Origin of the sequence: Paenibacillus litoralis, assembly GCF_046244365.1 — a bacterium.
Taxonomy (GTDB): Bacteria; Bacillota; Bacilli; order Paenibacillales; family NBRC-103111; genus Paenibacillus_V.
This window is the reverse complement of record NZ_CP176395.1, coordinates 7,332,622-7,353,163: the sequence shown is the minus strand read 5'-3', so window position 1 is coordinate 7,353,163 and position 20,542 is coordinate 7,332,622. Positions and strand designations below refer to the sequence as shown.

19 protein-coding genes are annotated in these 20,542 nt (G+C 53.9%); all 19 read left to right on the top strand.

The genetic code is table 11. The features are described from left to right. Position 1: 1 nt before the first annotated feature. On the top strand, positions 2-889 hold the full coding sequence (locus ACKGJP_RS31060; protein ID WP_409347298.1) for an ABC transporter permease: 888 nt from the start codon (positions 2-4) through the stop codon (positions 887-889). Positions 890-901: 12 nt separating this feature from the next. Then, positions 902-1,762, top strand: a complete 861-nt coding sequence (locus tag ACKGJP_RS31055) for a carbohydrate ABC transporter permease (RefSeq protein ID WP_409342619.1) — start codon at positions 902-904, stop codon at positions 1,760-1,762. A 155-nt stretch (positions 1,763-1,917) separates the two neighbouring features. Beyond that, positions 1,918-4,263, top strand: a complete 2,346-nt coding sequence (locus ACKGJP_RS31050; protein ID WP_409347297.1) for a DUF4838 domain-containing protein — start codon at positions 1,918-1,920, stop codon at positions 4,261-4,263. 199 nt (positions 4,264-4,462) lie between these two features. Continuing rightward, positions 4,463-6,652 (top strand): hypothetical protein, encoded by a 2,190-nt coding sequence (locus ACKGJP_RS31045; RefSeq protein WP_409342618.1) that lies wholly within the window; start codon positions 4,463-4,465, stop codon positions 6,650-6,652. Between the two features lie 519 nt (positions 6,653-7,171). Continuing rightward, the gene (locus ACKGJP_RS31040; protein WP_409342617.1) at positions 7,172-8,320 is read left to right on the top strand and encodes a YhgE/Pip domain-containing protein; all 1,149 of its coding nucleotides are present in this window, start codon (positions 7,172-7,174) and stop codon (positions 8,318-8,320) included. A gap of 133 nt (positions 8,321-8,453) precedes the next feature. After that, complete coding sequence (locus tag ACKGJP_RS31035; protein WP_409342616.1) at positions 8,454-9,053, top strand: TetR family transcriptional regulator; 600 nt, start codon at positions 8,454-8,456, stop codon at positions 9,051-9,053. 164 nt (positions 9,054-9,217) lie between these two features. Continuing rightward, positions 9,218-11,371 carry a sensor histidine kinase gene (locus tag ACKGJP_RS31030; RefSeq protein WP_409342615.1) on the top strand — a complete coding sequence of 718 codons (2,154 nt, stop codon included), beginning with the start codon at positions 9,218-9,220 and terminating at the stop codon, positions 11,369-11,371. Between the two features lie 2 nt (positions 11,372-11,373). Further along, entirely contained in the window at positions 11,374-12,081 is a 708-nt protein-coding gene (locus ACKGJP_RS31025) for a response regulator transcription factor (RefSeq protein WP_409342614.1), read from the top strand. A 60-nt stretch (positions 12,082-12,141) separates the two neighbouring features. Next, positions 12,142-12,903 (top strand): threonine/serine exporter family protein, encoded by a 762-nt coding sequence (locus tag ACKGJP_RS31020; RefSeq protein ID WP_409342613.1) that lies wholly within the window; start codon positions 12,142-12,144, stop codon positions 12,901-12,903. A gap of 21 nt (positions 12,904-12,924) precedes the next feature. After that, positions 12,925-13,356, top strand: coding sequence for a threonine/serine exporter family protein (locus tag ACKGJP_RS31015; protein ID WP_409342612.1), 432 nt, complete (start codon positions 12,925-12,927; stop codon positions 13,354-13,356). Between the two features lie 183 nt (positions 13,357-13,539). Then, on the top strand, positions 13,540-14,256 hold the full coding sequence (locus ACKGJP_RS31010) for an SAF domain-containing protein (protein ID WP_409342611.1): 717 nt from the start codon (positions 13,540-13,542) through the stop codon (positions 14,254-14,256). Between the two features lie 19 nt (positions 14,257-14,275). Continuing rightward, the gene (locus ACKGJP_RS31005) at positions 14,276-15,601 is read left to right on the top strand and encodes a CpaE family protein (RefSeq protein ID WP_409342610.1); all 1,326 of its coding nucleotides are present in this window, start codon (positions 14,276-14,278) and stop codon (positions 15,599-15,601) included. Then, positions 15,598-16,998, top strand: coding sequence for an ATPase, T2SS/T4P/T4SS family (locus ACKGJP_RS31000; RefSeq protein ID WP_409342609.1), 1,401 nt, complete (start codon positions 15,598-15,600; stop codon positions 16,996-16,998). Before ACKGJP_RS31005 ends, ACKGJP_RS31000 begins: the two co-directional genes overlap by 4 nt. Further along, complete coding sequence (locus ACKGJP_RS30995) at positions 16,986-17,939, top strand: hypothetical protein (RefSeq protein ID WP_409342608.1); 954 nt, start codon at positions 16,986-16,988, stop codon at positions 17,937-17,939. The genes ACKGJP_RS31000 and ACKGJP_RS30995 overlap by 13 nt, the downstream gene beginning before the upstream one ends. Positions 17,940-17,999: 60 nt before the next feature. Continuing rightward, positions 18,000-18,902 (top strand): hypothetical protein, encoded by a 903-nt coding sequence (locus ACKGJP_RS30990; protein WP_409342607.1) that lies wholly within the window; start codon positions 18,000-18,002, stop codon positions 18,900-18,902. 96 nt (positions 18,903-18,998) lie between these two features. Beyond that, on the top strand, positions 18,999-19,148 hold the full coding sequence (locus tag ACKGJP_RS30985) for a hypothetical protein (RefSeq protein ID WP_409342606.1): 150 nt from the start codon (positions 18,999-19,001) through the stop codon (positions 19,146-19,148). A gap of 15 nt (positions 19,149-19,163) precedes the next feature. After that, positions 19,164-19,310: a hypothetical protein gene (locus tag ACKGJP_RS30980; protein WP_409342605.1), complete on the top strand. Its 147-nt coding sequence runs from the start codon at positions 19,164-19,166 to the stop codon at positions 19,308-19,310. A gap of 26 nt (positions 19,311-19,336) precedes the next feature. Continuing rightward, the gene (locus ACKGJP_RS30975; RefSeq protein WP_409342604.1) at positions 19,337-19,762 is read left to right on the top strand and encodes a hypothetical protein; all 426 of its coding nucleotides are present in this window, start codon (positions 19,337-19,339) and stop codon (positions 19,760-19,762) included. Positions 19,763-19,908: 146 nt separating this feature from the next. Beyond that, on the top strand, positions 19,909-20,391 hold the full coding sequence (locus tag ACKGJP_RS30970) for a hypothetical protein (RefSeq protein WP_409342603.1): 483 nt from the start codon (positions 19,909-19,911) through the stop codon (positions 20,389-20,391). The last annotated feature ends 151 nt before the right edge of the window (positions 20,392-20,542 follow it).

Genomic DNA, 20,542 nt, shown 5'->3' with positions numbered 1-20,542 from the left:
AATGATGAAGAAGGATCGTTGGGCGCTTCTTGTCCTCATGCTTCCCGGTATCCTGCATTTTCTTGTTTTTCGCTATGCGCCGTTGACCGGCAATATGATCGCCTTTCAGGACTACAACATGTTCAAGGGCATCATGCATAGCGACTGGGTAGGCTTCAAGCATTTTGTGACGATTTTTACGTATGAGGAGTTTTTCAACGTCCTGCGCAATACGCTGGCCTTTAGTTTCCTTTCGATCTTGTTCGGCTTCCCGGCTCCCTTGATTTTGGCTCTCCTCTTGAATGAGGTTTCGAAGATGTGGTTCAAGCGGCCGATTCAGACGCTGCTGTATTTACCGCATTTTTTGTCCTGGGTCATTGTCGGAGGCATTTTCATCAATTTGCTGTCGCTGGACGGCATGATTAATGTCATAAGAGGCTGGTTCGGCGCAGCGCCGATTGATTTTCTGACGGAGGGCGGGTATTTCCGCGGCATCGTCGTGGCGATCGGGATATGGAAGGAAGTCGGCTGGGGAACGATTATTTATTTGGCGGCGCTTGCCGGGATCAATCCGAGCTTATACGAGGCGGCCGTCGTCGACGGCGCGGGCCGTTGGAAGCAAATCTGGTATGTGACGCTGCCTTCGCTGCTGCCGACGATCGTCGTTCTTTTGCTGCTGCGGGTCGGAACCGTGCTGGATTCCAATACGGAACAGCTGCTTATTTTCCTCAATCCGCTCGTTCGGGACGTCGGAGAAGTGGTGGACACCTACGTTTATCGAGTCGGGCTGCTTAAAGCACAATTCAGCTACACAACGGCTATCGGTCTGTTTCAGTCGCTTGTCGGACTGGCGCTTGTCGTCGGCTTGAATACGATCAGCAAAAAAACGACCGGCGAAAGCATCTACTAGGAGGACGAGCATGTGAACAGATCCAATCGCATCTTTCAGTGGGTGAACGGAACGTTCCTGGCGATCGCGGCGCTGACGATGGTGGCACCGATTATCCATCTTGCGGCGGTGTCGTTAAGCTCTTCCGTGTACGCGAATGCGAAGCTGGTTTATTTGTGGCCGAAAGGCTTTAATTTGGACGTATACAAGACCATAGTGGGCATGGAGTCTCTTTGGCGGTCGATGGGCGTCACGATTACGATAACCGTCGGGGGAACGCTGCTGTATCTTTTCTTTACTTCGACAATGGCATACGGCTTGTCCCGCCCTCACGCGCCGGCGAGAGGCTTGATCATGAAATTCGTGTTGGTCACGTTTATTTTCACTTCGCCGCTGATTCCCGGATATTTGATCATCCGTTCGCTGGGGCTGGAAAATACGTTGTGGGTGCTTATGCTTCCAGGCGCGATTAACGCATTCGGTGTCATTATTATGAAGACGTTTTTTCAGAGCTTATCGTCAGAGCTATTCGACGCCGGGAAGATCGACGGCTGCGGCGAATTCCGCATCTACGCCCGCATCGCGATGCCGCTTTCGATGGCGGTAAACGCAACGCTGGCGCTGTTTCAGGCGGTAGGTCTGTGGAACTCCTACTTCAGTGCGCTCATCTACATCAGGAGCAAAGAATTGTATCCGATGCAAATTCTTCTGCGCAGCTTGATCATCGAGGACGGCAGCTCGCTGAACAAGCCGTCCGGAGATTTGCTCGCGGCGACGCCGGAGATGATGAAGGCAGGCATTATTTTATTTGCAACGATTCCGATTTTGCTCGTGTATCCTTTCCTGCAAAAATATTTTGTCAAGGGGGCGCTGCTCGGCTCGTTGAAGGAGTGAGCAGGCTTTAAAAAATTAAAAATTGGATGTAATACGGAAAGATTGTTTGCGCTCCATATTTGGGGTGAAACAATAAAAACATTGGCCATTAGGTCGGAGCCTCTCGGAAGCATCATTTCCGAGAGGTTCAAAAAAAAGGAGGAATCAGTTTGAAAATGATGAAAGGGAAAGGGCTCATCTGGCTTTTGCTTTTGGTCTTGACCGTAACCCCGCTGTTTATGATGGCTGGGCAAGCGAACGCCAATGGACAAGAGGCAGAGATTGAGGTAAGAACAAATCTTGGCGTAGAACAAGGCGTTGTGCTTGTGAGCGACGGCAACCCTTCGGCAACCGTTGTGACGACGGTATATGCTTCGGCATTGGAGAAGAAGGCGGCAACTGAACTGGTGAATTACATAAAAAGCATCTCCGGGGCGGAGCTTCCCATTGTAACGAATGAGGTGGAAGCAACCGGAACGAAAATCTATATCGGAGGGGCAACGCCCGATATCGACCTGAACGCCATTCGTCAAGGCGGAAATGATCCCGGATCTTTCCGCTTAGCGGCAGCGGCGGACTCCATCCGGTTATACGGGCTCTCGGATCAAGGTACGTTATTCGCGGCTTTCGAGCTGCTTGAGCAGCTAGGCGTACGCTGGTTCATGCCGGGCGACATTGGCACGGTAATCCCGTCGAAGAAAACGATAGCGCTTCCAATGCAAGATACGATTCAGCACCCGGGCTTTTCGGCCAGGGCGATGCAAGCAACCGAAGCCTATCAGAACCCCCCCGGACTTCCGAACGGCGTCAATTTGAATGAAGGCAAGCCTTGGGTTGAGCATATGCGGCTGAATCAAAAGTTTTACGGAACGCATGGCATTCCGTGCACCATCACCTCAAAGACTCGGCCCGATCTGTTTCTGCCGAACGAGAATGGAACGCCAACAAATCAATTTGACGTTACGAAGCCTGACGTTTTGGCCTGTGTCGTACAGAGCTCGGTGACGAAATTGCAACTAGATCCGAATCTGAAAGTGCTGCACATGGGACCGAACGACGGTCTTGTGAAGGTGCTTCAACCTAACCCTGACTGGGATGGGACTGACTGGGATGCTACGCACGACACTTTATCGTTAACGGATCGTTATGTGAAATTTTTCAATCTTGTTTTGGAGGAGCTTGGGAAGCTCGGATATACGGATGTCAGCATCGCCTTCTATGCTTATGACACGTACTATCAACCGCCGGTACGCTGGACACCGAATCCGAAACTCATTCCGATCATCGCTTCGATTACAGTAGACCGTTACCATGCCTTAGACAATCCTCTTTCTTGGGAGCGCGGTCACCTGAAAGATATGATTGATGGATGGAGAAGTTTGGGTGTTAAACCTTTCATTTATCAATACTTATACAACCTTGCTGATCCTGGCCTTCCCTTTTCGTTGGTCGATCAAGTTTCCAGCGAATTCAAGTATTATAAGCAGAACGAGATAGTTGGCATTCGCGCCGAAAACTTGCCGGCTTGGGCCTATCATGGTCCGGGACTTTATTTGGCGGCCAAAATGATGTGGAATCCGGATCTGGATGTCGAGGCTTTGCTGGACGATTACTATACGAAGTTTTACGGTCCCGCGGCCAAATCTATACGGGAGCATTTTGAAACGCTGGAGCAGGCTTTTGCCAAGGCCGATTACTTTGCCGGAAACATCTATGATTTCTCTCATATTTTGACGGACAAGGTTAGGAAAGAAATGGAGAAAACGCTCAGCAAAGCCGAGAAGGAAGCGAATAAATCGAACGACCCGGTGTACGGCAAACGCGTTGCGATGGTGCGGCTTGCTTACAGCTTCGGCGACAATTTCCTCGGTATGATGGATAACATCAATCGCCTGGATTTTGTGAAGGCCAAAGAGCAGTTTGATCGGATCTATACGATCCGGAATGAAGCCGTACTCCATTCGCCTGTCATTTTAAATCCGTGGGCATCGTTTCTGTATACCGATATATTTTGGAAAAATATGATAACTCAAGGCGAGCAGCGCGTTACCGGAGGAAATCGGGTTGTCGCCCAAATGCCCGATGAATGGAATGTCATGCTGGTCCCGCACGACAACGGAGATCTGTTAGGTTTGTGGAAACCCGGCTTGGGAACGAAGTCGTGGATGAAGCTGAAGACGTATTCCGAGACCTGGTCCAGCCAAGGACTTCGCTATTACAAAGGGCACGCATGGTATCGGACGGAAGTAAAGGTAGACAAGAAATTCGACAACGGCAATCCGATCCGCCTTTGGTTCAGCAGTATCGACGAGACGGCCAGGGTTTGGATGAACGGGCAAGAACTGCCGTTAGTAAAAAAGGGCAGCGGGTTAACGTCGCCATGGGAGTTTGACGCAACAAGCGCGATCAATTTCGGACAGTCCAATTTAGTCGTCGTTGATGTAGGCAATGCGATATTGGATGAATTGGGTACAGGCGGTATTACGGGCCCGGCAATGCTTTGGGAGGTTGTATCCAACTAGTCTGCCGTCGGCCTGCAATAGGATTACAGGTGCCGCTCATGCTCTTGCGCGGCGAACCGGACGCGAGTTCGCGCCAATCCATAGGATTGAATGGAAGCGTCGCGCTTGAGCGGACACATGGTTCGGGGGCTATGTTAAAGATGAACATTTGGGCCAGCGAGGTTAACGGGGAAACAATCATAGATTGGGAGGGTTCGGCATGCCTGATAAACGGATACCAGGCAATACGATCGTGCAAAGACACACATCCGATAATGCATACCCAAACAGCGAGAACAGTGAGGCGGCAACGAGCGAGCAAGCGAACGCGTGCGCCGGGAAAGAGGAAGAAGCGGAACCATCCGCGGAAACGGACGGCAAAATCACCCGCCGGAAACTGCTCGCTTCTTTAGGCATGGCCGGCGCCGCAATCGCGTTTTCCGGACCTACGGCTTGGGGAAGAGCGTCTTCCCGCCTGTCGGTGACGGAATCGGTTTATGGGGATTCAGGCGGCGAACCGCCTTTGCTCATTACTGACCAAATGGTTGTATTGCCGAGTGGTCGAACCCAGCGAGACAAGAACAGCGAAAATTTAACTCCATTTGATTTCGGTGCAATTGGCGATGGGACTTATCACCCTTTATCCGAACGTTACTCAACGCTTGCGGAGGCCCAAGCTGTATACTCGCACGCCGCAGCCCTGACGGATTCCATTGACTGGGCGGCTTTACAAGCATTCTTCAATTACTGTCACTCAAATCGTGTTGTTCATGCGAATGTATCATGTAATGCTGTTATCAATAAAACACTGACATATAAAGGCAATTTTCATGCGACAAATGTAATCTATGGAAACTTGCACTTAACACCTACACCTGATGCGGCATTAGATTATTTCTTAGTGTGGCAGGGGTATTTTTCACAATTTTTAGGCGCTATCCGTATCTTTGGCTACCAGTCCAATTCTACTGACATGTCTACGCGTAACTGTAAAAATGGAGTGTTACTAGGCGGCAATGATGGTTTTGCTGTTGGTTCTTTTATTAATTCGATAACAGCAGACAACCTGCAAGGCTATGCCTTGGTTATTGGCCAAAACTCGCATTTTGTTAGGGTCGGGTTTGTCCGTGGCGGTTACGTCGGCTCGGCGGAACCGTCCGCACTTGGTAATCTGGCAACACATATGGCAGCCAGCTGGTCAGGCAAAACGGATGCAAACGCAGGAACAATTAGCGGATCAAGCACGATCACAGTTGATGTACTGCCGCCGCTACAAACGGCAGAGCTTGAGCTGTGGGGGGATAATTCCAATACATTTGTTGTGATTAACGGTGAGCTGCACATTGTTTATGAAGTAAATAGATCAGCGAATACATTGAAAGTGGTGCCGCAAATCACCTCTTCTGCAACATCAGGAACACTGAATTATATTTTTGGCGGAACCTATATTACACTTGGAAACAATACGGCAAACACATCCATTGATGAAGTTCACGGTATTTGTGCTGGAATTGGCAACCGTTTATCAGCATTGTATGGAACATCAGTTAAAGAATTCACGTCAGAGTTTTGTGGAATTGGCGTTTGCACAGCACGAAGAAACGCGGCAAATTACGGTTCGGTTATCAATCAAGGATACTTTGAAGGCAACACCTTTGACCATGTTGAAACCTGGTCTCATCCGACTGTCAAAGGCGCAACTTATAACAATACTACAGCATTAGACAAGAATAAGATGGTTTCTTTATATACGTTTTTGTCAGGCGGCAGACGTATCGACACTGGCGGATATCAGAAACTGGACGCCGAAGTTGTTATTGGCGGGAAAACTTATTCTGCTAACGACTGGCAAAAAGTTGGCACGGATTTAACCGATAGCCTTCCGCTAAAAATATTTGCAACAAACGGACAAACATTAACGCTTACTTGCGATGAAAAGATTTTTTCTCATTACGGGAAAGCTTCGATTATCTACTGTTTCCATAGTACGAGTGCAGCAAACGGCGCACCGACCGGTAATATCGTTTTGAATGCAGGTGCTGGCTTAACGATTAACGGCGGCTCGTCAGTAACATTTAAAGGCTCCGATTATCAACAGTCGTTAATGCTTGTAGTTTCAAGAACAGCGGCGAACACACTAAAAGTCAATGCAATCAATAAAGCTGAAAAGAAAGCGACACTTGTTTACGATCCGCCATCGATCCCAACAGATACGCAGACTTCTACTACTTTAGCTCTACCGGGTGCGGTTATGGGTGATATTGTTGTTTGCTCCATAAACCGTGCATTAAACGGTATGCGGATGTGGGCGGAAGTTACGGCAACAGATACAGTCACTATTTATTTTAGAAATGACACAGGGTTTGCGATTGATCTTGCTAATTTAACGATTGCAGTTAAGATTGTCTAATACAAATCTGCTACGATAATGCATCCAAGAATGGATATGCGGTTGTAAAGCAATTCAATGAAACGAGTGACCCAAAATCAATTTGTGATTTATTGAGCCCCACACTAGAAGCGAATTGCTTCAAGAAAAGGGACCTCATCCTCCACTTTGTAGTGGAATTTGAGGTCCTTTCGTGTGTAAAAAAGCGCGGCTGGACGACGGTTCGGTCGTGGAAGAGCAAGACGAGCATGCGCCTGAATTGCGCGAATAGCAGGAGAAGTTGCCTTCTTTTTTATGAATAGTAATCCAATTCAAATTCTGCATAAATTGATGGTATTTTCTTGTCGCAGAATACATCTCGTTTGAGGAAATTGGTATTTTCTTGTCGCTATTCAGGGTAATTTCATGTCGTTGTACTGCTTGCAGCTCGAATTTTTGTTGACAGAGCCGCCGGATTCTCGTATATTTTAAACAAACGTTTAATTTAAACGACCGTTTAAATGTGCGGACAATTTAGTGGAGCGAATGGAGAGGGAATCGATGAAGCAGGCTTTGCAGACATTTTTTAAACAGCCGACGACAAAAGCGGGTATCGCGGTTGCGCTTATGTTTCAGCTTATTTTTTGCGTGATTTGGATGACCGGCTACGACGGCGTAACGGATAACGCCAAGCATCTTAAGATTGCCATCGTGAACGAAGACGCGGGCATGGGCGGACAAATCGCCGGGAAGCTTCAAGCGAGCCTGCCGTTCCAGACGGAAATGGCAGCGTCCAAGAGCGCGGCGGAGGAAAGCTTGAACAGCCGCGACGTACAGATGGTGATTATTATTCCGGAGGCTTTCACTAAAAAGCTGCAAACGGCGGGCGACAAGGCCAGCGTGCAGTTTCTCGTAAACGAATCGAATCCGGCCACGATCAAAAGCATTATGCAGGGCGTGGCAGGCAACGTAACGGCCATGGTGAACAAAGAAGCGGTTGCGGCGGGAGCGCAGGCGATACTGACCCAGGCGAACGTACCGGCCCAGCAAGCGCAGACGATGGCGCAAGGCATTTCCGAGAAGGTCGTTTCGGATTTTCAATCCGTCAATAAAGTGAAAAATATGTCGAACCAAATGATTCCGATGATGCTGGTGCTTGCATCGTTCGTCGGCTCCATGATCATGTCGATGAATTTGCAGCAGTCGTCGATGATGATTCAGTCGCTCAACAAGTGGCAAAAGATAGGGATGCGCTTCCTCATCAACGTCGTTGCCGCGGTTTTCATTTCGGCGATCGGTTCCTCGCTCGTGCTGGCCTTCGGCGGACAGTCGGCGCATGGATTCCTCGCTATGTGGGGATTCCAGACGGTGTTTCTGATGACGTTCATGTTCTTTACGCAAATGTTCGTCGTCCTGTTCGGGATAGGCGGCATGCTGTTCAACATAATCGGCATGTCGGTGCAGCTCGTTACATCCGGAGCGATGGTGCCGCGCGAAATGCTGTCCTCGTTCTATCTGGAACTGAGCCGGTACCTGCCGGCGACCTATGCGGTCGAAGGCAATATGAACCTGCTGTTCGGGGGGCCGGGCGTAGGTTCGGATGTAGGCGTACTCCTCGGGATGACGGCGATCACGGCGGCCGTAGCGTTCGGCGCAGTGGCGCTTCGCAAGGAGAGCGTCGTGCAGCGTGCGGCGGCTTCCGCCCAATAAGCTGCCGAAGGTTGCGCCGGAAGGGCGAGTCACGGCATAATAGGACACATAGAATAATTGCGTCGTCGGCTCTTTTTAAGGTAGTTTCGGCGATCGAGCGCAGCAGAAATGCGAATCGAAGGAGCAGCGGATCATGACACAGGCAGAACTTGATGCGAAGATGAGAATTTTGCTGGCGGCCAAAAAGCTGTTTGCCGTAAACGGCTTCGACGGCACAAGCGTTCGGCAAATTTGCGACGAAGCCGGAACGAACGTGGCTCTGGTGTCGTATTACTTCGGCGGCAAGGAAAACGTGTTTGCCGCGCTTTTCGATTCCTTTTTTCCAGGGGAACGCATTTCCGATTTTTTCGGACAGCAGCTGCCCCCCGTTGAAGGCGTCAAGCTGGTCGTTTCGGAAGTTGTCCGTTTCCGCAAGCTGGATCCCGAAATGGCCTCGATTACCGACCAGGAGGTCGTGACGAAGTCGCCTCGCACCCATTATTTGAAAAGGCATGTGCTTCCTTTGTGGACAAAGCTTCGCGGCATGCTGGAGACAGGACGAGAGCAGGGCGATTTTCGCTTCGGCTCGCTCGATCATGCGCTGCTGTTCGTTATGGGCTCGATTTTATTTCCCAAAAACGCGCATATGGTTGCGTCTCTGTTGGTGGAGGAGCCATTGACGGTGGATCAGCTCGTTAGGGAAACGCAGATTTTCGTTTTGCGGGGACTTGGCGCGGCAGTATCCGAGGACTAAGCTTAAGTAAAAAGACGCGGAAATACGGCTACTAAGAGGCTGGCGAAGAAATTCGCCACGCCTCTTTTTGACTTGCCGGAATGCGCGGGAACGATGGCGTTTTTCGTAAAGCGTTGGTAAGATGAGACTAGCGGAATCTGCTAGAAACGAGGGGGGAATGCGAAATGAGAGCGGCAACTGCTTGCGTGCTGATATGGATATCGCTTTTGACGCTCTTCGGTTCGCAAACCGTCCATGCCGCAGATCGGGCCGGCGGACTGCAAGCGATGCGGGGAGAGCTCGATTTATCCCAGTGGGAGCCGGAGCGGGACGGCATCGTCGAGTTGAAGGGAGAATGGGCATTCTACTGGAACCGCCTGATCGAGCCGGGGGGCTTCGGACCGAACGGATACCCTGCCGATACGCCGGGTTTGGAGTCCGTGCCCTATGCCGCTGTGCCGCATGTGTGGAAGAACGACCGAGCGCCGGAAGCGGATGGCATCACGTCCAGCGAAGGGTTCGCGACTTACCGGTTGCTCGTCAAAGCCCCGGACCGGCTGCGCGATCACAATTTATCGCTTTACGTGCCAAGCGTCGCATCCGCCTATAAATTGTGGATTAACGGCAAGCTGGCCGCTTGGAACGGCGTTGTCGGAACGGCCAGGGAGCAGATGGTTCCCAAAAACCTGCCGAAGACGGTCGCTTTGGGAAGCGCGGGGGAATACGAGCTCATCCTTCAAGTGTCCAATTTCGTCCAACGCAAGGGCGGGATGTGGGAAGCGCTGCAGCTGGGCGAGGAGCAGCAGGTTTTTGGCGGAATGGTGCGAAGGATGGCTTCGGAGCTCTTCATTATCGGAAGCCTGACGGTTATGGGGCTGTATCACATAAGCTTGTACATCATGCGGCGCAACGAGCGGTCGCCTTTCTATTTCGGCGTTCTTTGCCTCATGATTGCGATACGGGCGCTGTTTCAGGGAGAGGCGATCGCAGTGAAGCTGATGCCCGCATTCCCTTGGGAACTGTCGGTAAAACTCGAATACATACCGACCGATGTAGCGGTGCTCATGGTGCTTCTGTTCGTTCACTCGCAGTATCCGCTTGAGGCGAAAGCAGCCGTGAACCGGTGGTACGGCCTTTTTACCTGGTCGTATATGCTGTTTATTTTACTCGCGCCCGCGCGTGTGTATACGAAGCTGATGCTGCCGCTGCAGCTGATGGCGGTCGTCGTTTTTCTATATGTGACTATCGTTTTCATCCGCGCCTTTATTCGCAAAAGGCATGGTTCGCTTAATAATTTAATCGGATTGACGGTGTTTTTCGCATCGATCATCAACGATATTTTGTTTTACAATAATGTTTTGGCGACGGGGGATTGGATTCCGTTCGGGCTGCTCGTCTTTTTGTTCGCGCAGACGATCAATTTGGCGTTGACGTTCTCCAAATCGTTTGCGAGAGTGGAAGGACTGACGGTCGAGCTGCAGTCGGCTAACCGTTCGTTGGAGGATAAGGTAAGAGAACGCACCGCTACGCTTGAGGAAAAGAAGCGGGAGCTGGAGGATGCGAACGGCGTGCTGTCCCGGATGGAGCAGTCGCGCAGACGGCTGCTTTCGAATATTTCGCATGAGCTTGGAACGCCGCTGACTACCGTCCGCGGTTATATCAAAGCGATGATCGACGGGGTCGTGAAAGTCGGCGATCCGGTGTATTTGCAGCTTATTTACGATAAAACCGTATTCCTCGACAGGATGATCGGCGATTTGTTCGAGCTTTCGAAGCTGGAGGGCCGGCAAATCCGGTTCGAGTTTCGAGAGGCGGAGGTGGAACAGCTCATCCGGCGCCTTTTTGCCAAATTCGAGCTGGACATGCGGGACCGAAAGCTTGCTTACGAGCTGGGGCCCATTATCGAGCCCGTGCGGGACAGGACGGCGTTTGCGGCTGTGGACCCGATTCGCATCGAGCAGGTATACGGCAATTTGCTGGTCAATGCGCAGAAAAATACGCCGGCGGGCGGAAAGATCCGCATCGAAACGGAATGGGCTGCAGGGGACGGCCGGCAAGGCAGCGTGACAATCAAGGTAATCGACACCGGAAGAGGCATTGCGGAGGACGAGCTTCCGTTCCTATTCGACCGTTTCTATAAAGGGCGCGTGTCGCAAAAGCAGGAAACGTACGGGGTCGGCCTCGGACTGGCCATATCCAAAGAGATCGTCTCCTGCCATGACGGGGAAATCGGGGTACGCAGCAAGCTGGGCGAAGGAAGCGTCTTTTATTTTACGCTGCCCGTTCGTTATGTGCATGCGGCGGAGCTTCAAAGCGCAAGCGCGAAGGAGGAGGCTTGAGGATGGCCGGGAAAGAAAAGAGCGCCAAGATTTTGGTCGTCGAAGATGAAGAGGAGATCCGGGAGCTGATCCGCTTATACTTGCAGAACGAAGGGTACGTTGCCGTGCTGGCCGAAGACGGGGAGCAGGCTCTGCAGCTGTTTGAGCAGGAGAAGCCGGATTTGGTCGTGCTCGATATCGTGCTTCCGGATACGGACGGTATCGAATTGTGCGGGATCATCCGCAAACGTTCCGATGTTCCGATCATTTTCGTCACCTGCAAGCGGGAATCGGAGGACATGATTAGCGGATTCGAAGCGGAAGCCGACGACTATGTCACGAAGCCCTTCGATCCGGCTGTGCTCGTTGCGAGGGTGAAGGCAAACTTGCGGCGGGTTCTGCATCAGCGGAAGAAAGCGTCCGACGAGGCATGGAGGGATGACCGACTGTACGTCAATCTGCAAAACTACGAGGTGCTCGTACACGGGCAGCCCGTACCTCTTCTGCCGAAAGAGCGGCAGCTGCTCATTCTGCTTCTGAAGCACCGGAATCAAGTATTCAGCGTCGAGCAGTTATACGACCGGATATGGGGCTGGGAAAGCGACAGCGACGACCGGACCGTCATGGTTCACATCAGCAACTTGCGCAAAAAGATCGAGCAGGACCCGGCAACCCCCAAATATATTCATACGGTGCGCGGTTTCGGGTATAAATTTCAAGGCGCTGGGTAAGAGAGTAATAGAAGAGCGCTATGCCGGCGGGACGGCAATCCGGTAAGGGAGGTCGGGCCAATGAGCCAACCGATCAACGAGGATCATGACGAGATTATACAGGTTTGCTTGCTGGCGGGCAAAATCATGCTCCAAAACGGCGGCGAAACGTACCGGGTGGAGGACACGATGATGCGGATTGCGGCTTCGTTCGGCATTCCGCTTTCGCATAGCTTCGTGACGCCGACCGGGATTCTTTTTGCCGCCGACGGGGCGGCTCCCCGGGCCATGCTGACGCGCATATCGGAGCGTTCGACGGATTTGAGAAAGGTGACGCTGGTCAACGATATTTCCCGTAAAATCGGCTTCGGCGAGATGACGGCAGCCGAGGCTTTCAAGCAACTGCAAGCGGTCGATAGAGACAGGTCGGCCTATCCGGCCTGGCTTAAGGCTGCTGCTGCGGCGCTGGCGAGCGGCTGCTTTCTGATCATGTTCAAGGGCGTCTTGGGCGATGTGATACCGGCAATCGTTGCCGGCGGCTTGGGTTATCTGGCTTTGGACTACCTGCACCGCTGGGTGTCGATCAAATTTTTTGCGGAATTCGTGGCTTCGCTGATCATCGGCGTCATCTCTTACCTGTTCGTTTGGAACGGACTCGGGCAGGATCTGGACAAAATTATTACCGGCTCCGTCATGCCGCTTGTGCCGGGACTTCTGATAACGAATGCGGTGCGGGATTTGATGGCGGGTCACCTCGTATCCGGGCTTTCCAAAGGGGCGGAAGCGTTTCTGACCGCCTTCGCAATCGGCGCGGGAATCGCTTTCGTGCTTTCCTTTTATTAAAAGCGGGGGAGATGAAACCTCATGAACCTATTCGCGCAGCTTGTAACCAGCTTCATCGCCTCCGCGGCGTTCGGCATTATTTTTAACGCGCCTAAGCGAACGCTTGTGCAGTGCGGGTTCATCGGCATGGTCGGCTGGCTGTTGTACATGTGGTGCCTGGAGGTTTCGCTGGACGTCACGGTGGCGGCGCTTATCGCCGCATTTGCCGTAACGGTCATCAGCCAGTTGTTCGCCAAAGCGTATAAGACGCCGATCATCGTCTTCAACGTAGCGGGCGTCATCCCGCTCGTGCCGGGGGGCATGGCGTACGACGCGATGCGGAACGCCGTCGAGAATCAGTACGACCAGGCGGTTCAGCTTGCGGCCAAAGCGTTCATGATTTCCGGCGCGATCGCGATCGGGCTCGTGTTCTCGGAGGTGCTGAACCAGGTCATACGCAGGTCGCGGCTATAATTTTGCTGCGGCTACTAGACAATATTATTAACGTTTGGTAGTATTAACCTAATCGATTTTTTATAGGATGTATTAGTTTGCGAAGGACGCAAACTTGCGGAACGAGATTCCGCAGGTTGCGTCCTTTTTTGGCGTTTCGGGGGCTTCAGGCTCCCGGCAGATTGAGGGAAAGGAGGTGCGTTTATGTTGTTGAACCGCGGACGCAGCGTGACGATCAGCCTGATTGCCGGCCTTCTCGCTTGCGTTCTCGTGTATGGCGTTTATCAGCTGCAGTTGAAGCAGCTTAGGCTGCAGGAGACAGTGGACGTCGTCGTGCCGAAGGACTTCATTCGTTCCGGGACGTTATTGACGGCAGATATGATGGAGTTGAAGCCGGTCGTGCGCGGGTCGTACCGGGAGGGGATGGTAGCGTCCATCGATGCGGCGGCGGGCAAGGAGGCGCTGCTCCCGCTCGGACGGGGGGAGCCGGTCCTGGATTGGAAGCTTGACCGCTTCCATTTGCTGCCGCGCGGCGACCAGGCGACGTTTCAAATTCCGAAGGAATATGTGCTTTCCTTGTCCAACGGCATCCGCGCCGGGGACGCCGTCAAGCTCTACGTATCCGGCAAGGAGGGCTCCCGGCCGCTGTTCGGGCACGATGTCGTCGTCGCATCGGTCAAGTCGGCGGCGAACGTGGAGATCGACGATCCCAAAAATCCGAATCTGTATTCCCGCGCCAGCGGCGATATGGAAAAGATGTATGCGGCAAGGCGGGAGGCGAACGGCGCGATCGATCAAATCAACTTGAATTTGACCGAGCAGGAGTGGCTGACGATCGACGAAGCATGCCGCGACAAGAAAGCGAGGCTCGTCATCGCTTTCGCTTCGTCCTCGATCGTCGAGATGTTGCCTGGCCAATAAACAGGAGAGGAAGAAGGATATGCGTATTGCGGTTCTATCGGGAGATGAAAAGCTTGAAGCGGCTTTGCTGGCGCGGACCCGGCCGGGTGTGGAATGGTCGTTTTACAACCGCGAGGAGCTGTTTCTCTCGGCCTGCCGCGAAGCCGGTTTCGAACGCATGATCGTGCAGGCGGAACGGTTCGGGCTGAAGCGGCTGGAGGATATTGCGGAAGCGGCGAACAGGGAAGGCGATGCTTCGCGTATGCTGCTGCTCGACAAGGGAAGCGATGCAGGAGGCAACAGCGAGGTGAGGGAGCTTTGCGAGCGGCTGGGGATTGCCGCCCTGCAGCCGGAACGGTCGGCGGAAGCGATGGCGGAGGAAGCGGGGCGATGGTTGTTTGGCGGAGCGGTACGTCATGAAGGCGGCAAGCTGATCGCATTCGTCGGCACGACCCCGAACATCGGAACGACGCTCGTGTCGTACGGCGCTGCGGTGCGGCTGGCGCTCGACAGCGAGGCTTCCGTCGGGTATATGTGCCTCAATCTGAAAAGCTCGAAGCTTCACCGTTATCGCGGGCAAGAGAGCGCGGCGGCTACGCTGGACGGCATCCGCGCCGAATTGAAGGCACAGCGGCTGGACGGGAACCGGCTATACGGCTTGTGCGAGCCGGTTCGCGGCGTGCCGGGGCTTCGTGTGCTATACGGCAATATGCTGAGGGAGCAGGCGGAGTTTTTTCGTCCCGAGGAGATCGAATGCTTGCTGCAAGCGGCAAGATCGGCCTTCGATGTCTGCGTCGTTGAGGTAAATGCCTATTGGGATAATGCCGCGACGGTTTGCGTCATGCTTCATGCCGATGTCCGGGTAGCCGTTACGACGGGAGAGATCTCCCATTTTCAAGAGGATATGCACCGGTGGGTGCACACGGTAGGTCCGATATTCGGACTGTCATCCGGAAGTTTGGATCTGGTCGTCAATCAACTGGACAAACGGTCGATGCTGAACGGCATACGCGCGAAGGAAGTACGCAAAGAGACCGGCATGCGATTGGCGGCGGAAATCGCCCGGTTTCCCGATATTCCCGGCTATTTGAACGAAGGGAAAATACTTGAGCTGTTCACGGGCGACCATCCGATCCGTCAGCCGGCGGCTCGGATGGCCGACAGATGGATCCGGCAATGGGGCCTGCCGCGCTCTGCCGGCCGGACGGAACGCACGCGAATGAAGCGGTGGCTTTCGGGATGGCGCTCCACGTTCCGAAAGGTCGAGTTCCGCTTGCCGAACGAGGCTTCTCCGGCGAGCGCGCCGATCCCGGAAGGACGGCGTGGCCGATTATTGTCAGGAGGGGAGGAAGGTGAGCGGCGTTGAAAGCGAATAAGTTTTCGCTGCTTGCCTATGCGGGAGAGCGTAGGGAGTCGGAAGCCGGCCGGGCGGCAGGACCGGGAGCGGCCGCTCAGCAGGAAAGCGCCCGTGACGATTCGTTTCTCAAGCTTGCCGCGGATATTCGCGGAGAGCTGGCTTCGGCCCGCGGCAGAACGGAGGAGGAGCGCCAGCAGTACGGCGATATGCTGAACCGGGCCGTGCTTGGCTACGAAGACGAGCGCAGGGCGATGATGGCGATCATTCAGGATCTGCTGGCCAAACGCCGTATTCACGATTTACCGTCCCCCGGAAGGACGTACGAGACGGTGGCCGAAGCGATTTTTGCCGAGGTGATCGGAATGAACGTACTGGAGCTCATTCTGAAAAACAGGGAGGGAATTGAAGAAATTCAAGCGGTCGGCCGCGATATTTTCGAAGTGCGCGGCGGCACGCCGGTCCGCTCTCCCCATCGGATGCAATCGGTCAAGGACTTGGAGCGCATCCAGCAAAATCTCGTGCTGTTTAACAGCGATACGTTGAATCCTCGCAAACGTTGGGCGGAGGTCACGCTGCGGGACGGCTCGCGGGTCACGATGACGGGGTTCGGGTACACGGCGCAGCCGACGCTGACGATCCGCTTTTATACGGTCATGCATTACGATTTGGCGGCGCTTTGCGCGCCGTCGTTCGAGACGATCGAGCAGCCGATTATGGAGCTGATCCGGTGCGTGCTGCGCTCGTATTTCAATATGGTGGTTATCGGTCCGACCAACTCCGGCAAGACGAACCTGATCAAAGCGTTCATCGCAGAAATGCCGGATGACGAGCGGATCGTCACGATCGAGTCCCGGTACGAGCTGATGCTGAAGCGGGACTTCCCGGACAAGAACGTCGTCGAGTACGAGGTCGACGAGGATGATCCGAAGCACGGCTCGCAGCAGGCGTTCAAGCTTGCGCTCCGCCAATCCCCCAAGCGCATTTGTCATGCCGAGATTCGCGACGACGATGCGAACATCTATGTGCGGGCGTGCACGCGCGGACATGAAGGAAGCGTCACGACGGTGCATGTCAATGCGCTGGAGGACGTACCCGACGCGATAACGGACATGTGCATGCTCGACGGGCGCGGCATGAATCCGTCCCGCCTGGTGAAGCGGATCACCGAGTTCGTGACGCAAATCGGCTTCGAGATGGCGATCGTCGGCGGCAAAAGAAAGCTTGTGCGCATCGCCGAATACGGCTGGGAGCAAGGGGAAGTGGCGCTGCGCGATTGGGTGGCGTACAGCCCGGCAACCGGGAAGTGGACGTATCCGATGCGCGTTTCGCCGCGGGCGAAGGAGAGAATGAGGCGCTTCGACCCGACCGGATGCCTCATGCTTGCCGAGAGGGGGTGGCCGCTCTGAAGGCGACGATGCCGCTTGCCGAAGCGTCCCTGTTGCTTCTGCTCGCGCTGCTCTGCTTCGTGTGCGTCCGCGGACTGCTGGCGGCAGCGACTAGCAGGCGTACCGTGCGGTCTAGGCTCATCCATGTCAAGCGGGCTGCCGCAGGCGAGCGGTTTGCCGGTTATTTGTCCCGGTACCGGCATGTCTACGGACATTTGGCCGATCTGCTGGAATCGACCCGATTGCGGTTGTCGATACCGGCATTCGTGACCGGTTCGGCAGCGCTTCTGCTGCTTGGCTTGACGCTTGGCGTTTTCGTATTCGTTTCCTTGAAGGGGGTCGTTACGGCCGGCGTCATTTTGGCTTCGCTGCCTTATTTGCTGCTTCGCTTCCGGCTTCTTAACTTGTATGTGAAGACACGCCTTGATTTTTTGCCGGCGGTGGAGCTGTTCTACCAATATTACGTGATGGCGCCGTCCAAAAATATCCGGAACGTCGTGCATGCCTCCATCGCGGATAACCGCATTCGCCATCCGATGAAGCCGGTTTTCGAGCAGCTGCACCGGCATTTATCCACGGACCGTTCTACAGAAGACTGCCTGCGGATTTTTACGATGTCGCTTGGCCATGCTTGGGCCGAATATTTTGCCGGTATTTTGCAAATCGGGCTGGCGGAAGGCGTCGACGTGAGCGATAATTTACGCGATTTGATCGCCGACATGCGCAAGGCGCAGCTATTCGAGCAGGCGGAGCGCAACCGGATGCTGGAAATCCGGATAGCCAGCTTTTCGCCGATCTTCTTCTTGGGCGTCTTTCTGTTCGTCAATTTCCAAATCAATTATGAAAATGCGTACAAGTATTATTTCATCGATCCGGAAGGCAGAAATATGCTGCTCGATGCGCTCTTGCTGATGTTCGCTTCGCTGCTGATGGGCATTTATTTGTCCATGCGGCGGATGTAAGAGGAGCGTCCCGGCAGTTTGGGCTTGCGCCGCATTACGGCGGCAGAAAGGAGGAAGATCATGCTGGATTGGGCGGAGTTGGCCTGGGTTAGCATGGCCGCGCACGCGATGCTCGGAGCGTTCGGTTTTATCGCATTTTACTACGCGCTGCAAACGATCCCTTACCGAAAGCGGCGGCTGAGAATCGCCAAATGGACGGGGCCGGATAAGCGCCTAATACCGCCGGCGCGGCTTCTGCGCCTGCTGCTCGTTTCACCCGGTCCGGAGGCGGGCGAAGAAAAGCAGCAGCTGCTCGACGGAATCGGCTTGCCGCTGCATGTTTGGCTGTACGAGGCGATTCGGCGTATCGGCATAGCGGCAGCCGGGTCAGCCGCTGCTGCCGCTTATATGGGTTTTCGCAAGCCTTCGTTCACGATGTACTTGCCTCCCGCCTACGTGTTAGCGGGCGCTATTACATTCGGCCTGCTGCTGCTGTTCGATAAGCTGACGCTTCGGGCGCTCAAGAAGCAGCGGTCCGATCGGATCGTTAAAGAAATTTATGTGCTTAGCCATCAGCTTCTTTATTACGGCGGCTCCAAATGGAACCTTCACAGCAAGCTGGCCCGGTGCTTGCCGCATGCGAGGACGATCCGCAGCGAGTTTCATTTGCTGCTTAACGAGTGGTACCACGATGCGGAGGAGGCTATACAAGCGTTCAAGCGAAGAGTCGGCACCGATGAAGCTTATTCCTTCGGCGACACGCTGAACGCAATCCGGCAGAACGAGAGCGATGCGTATTATCAGCTTCTGAAGCAGCGGATTCAGGACTACAAGGATAAGCTCGATCTTCTGAAAGCAAGCCGGAAGGAAGCGGCATCGTATGTGCTGTTCGTTCTGGCAGGCATTCCGATTCTTAACACGTTCCGGTTGTTCATTTATCCATGGGTGCAGGAAGGCCAGCAGCTGTTTCAAACGTTGAATTGACACGTTGCGGGATTGAGACGCCTATTGTTCGCTATCCTTGTCACCGGATTCGGATTACGGTTAACCCAATTTGCATGCTACGAGGAGGAAGAAAAAATGAGAAATATTTTAGTTACGGTTATGATGCTGATTGTCGTTGCGTTGCTGTTTACAAGTATCGTCAATAACAGCGGTACGGGGATAAGGGCGAATATTCAGACGAAGGGCTCTACGGCCAATACCGATATTAACGCGCTTCAGCCGTAGCGGGGAGACGGGGAGATGCGGGAGATCTTGATTACGGTCATGCTGATTATCGTCGTAATCGCTATTTATAACACGACGATAGGAGGGCCAGGAGGCAGCAAGCAAAATGTGCGCGATGGCGGAGCGAGGGTCAACGCGACGATTCAGCGAATCAATCCGTAGCCGGATGCGGGGGAAGGAGGCCGGTCGTGAAACAAATATTGATGTTCGTCATGTTTGCAGCCGTACTTTGCTGGGTCATGTTCGCTCCGGTTTATAAGCATGTGCTGCTGGTCAGACAAGCCGTCCTGCAAAAGGAGGCCGATTATTTGCTGGAGATCGGAGCGAACGGAGCCCACGGCTATATCGACGCCGCGATGATCGCAGAGTCCCGCACCCGTTTCGGAGCGTGGGGGTTTACGCCCTCGGACTTGACCTATTCGGTTACGACGACTAACGGTGCGGACGGCACCAATCCAAGCGTTCCCGTACGGCGGGGCATCGGCATTCAGCTGGAAATCAGCTATCCGTTCGGCAATGCGTTTCGTATCGACCGGCTTGTGGGCATGACGCTCCCGCCCGATAACGGGCGCATATCCGCATTCGGTCTCAAAATGAGCGAATACGTGCCGTGAAGGCAAACGGGAGAAGGGTGGCGCGATGCTGTTCCCGCCGAATTGTAATGCCTGTCTATCGCATCGATTAGCAGGGGTGGCTGGAGCGCTGGGCAGCGCGTGCAACTGCCTCGTTTCCTCCTGGAGAAGAATGGTGGAATGTACGGATGTACAAGCTGATTCTGTATATGTTCGTGCTTGCTTTTGTCATGACTCTGCATGCGCTCCAGACGGATGAGGAGCTGGCCATGCAGACGTTGTTCAGGGCCAAGCACGGCGTCAATTATGCAACGCACGCGGCTGCCCAGCAGCTTGATCTGGAGCGGCTGGCAGGCGGTGTCGTGGCGCTCGACCCGGCGCGTGCGGAGGCGACGGCGCTGCAGTATGTGCAGCGCAACTTGCGGCTGGATACCGCTAACGTGCCGCAGCCCGGGACGTTTTTTAAAGCGCGGGTCGACGTGCTGACGTGCCGGGTCGTGAATGCGGACGAAACGTTTCCCTATTCGTTCGTTCACCCGGCAACCGGCTATTCCGTTGTTCTGAATCGCCCGGGCGTCATCCTGATCGTTCGTCTTGAGTACCCGCGTACGTTTTCCGTGATGGGTCCGATTGTTTGGGACATCAAAAGCGCGTCGGAAGTTGTTTACTAGGCGGTTCTGGGTGAGGAAAGAACCGCTTGAGTATCGAGCAGAGGTTTCGTTTACCTGGACGGTTCTCGAGAACGCAAGCGAACGGCCGTCTCCCCTTCCGGTTCTACTGCCCGCTCGCCTGTGTATTTCCCTCCGGCCCGATAGGAATCGG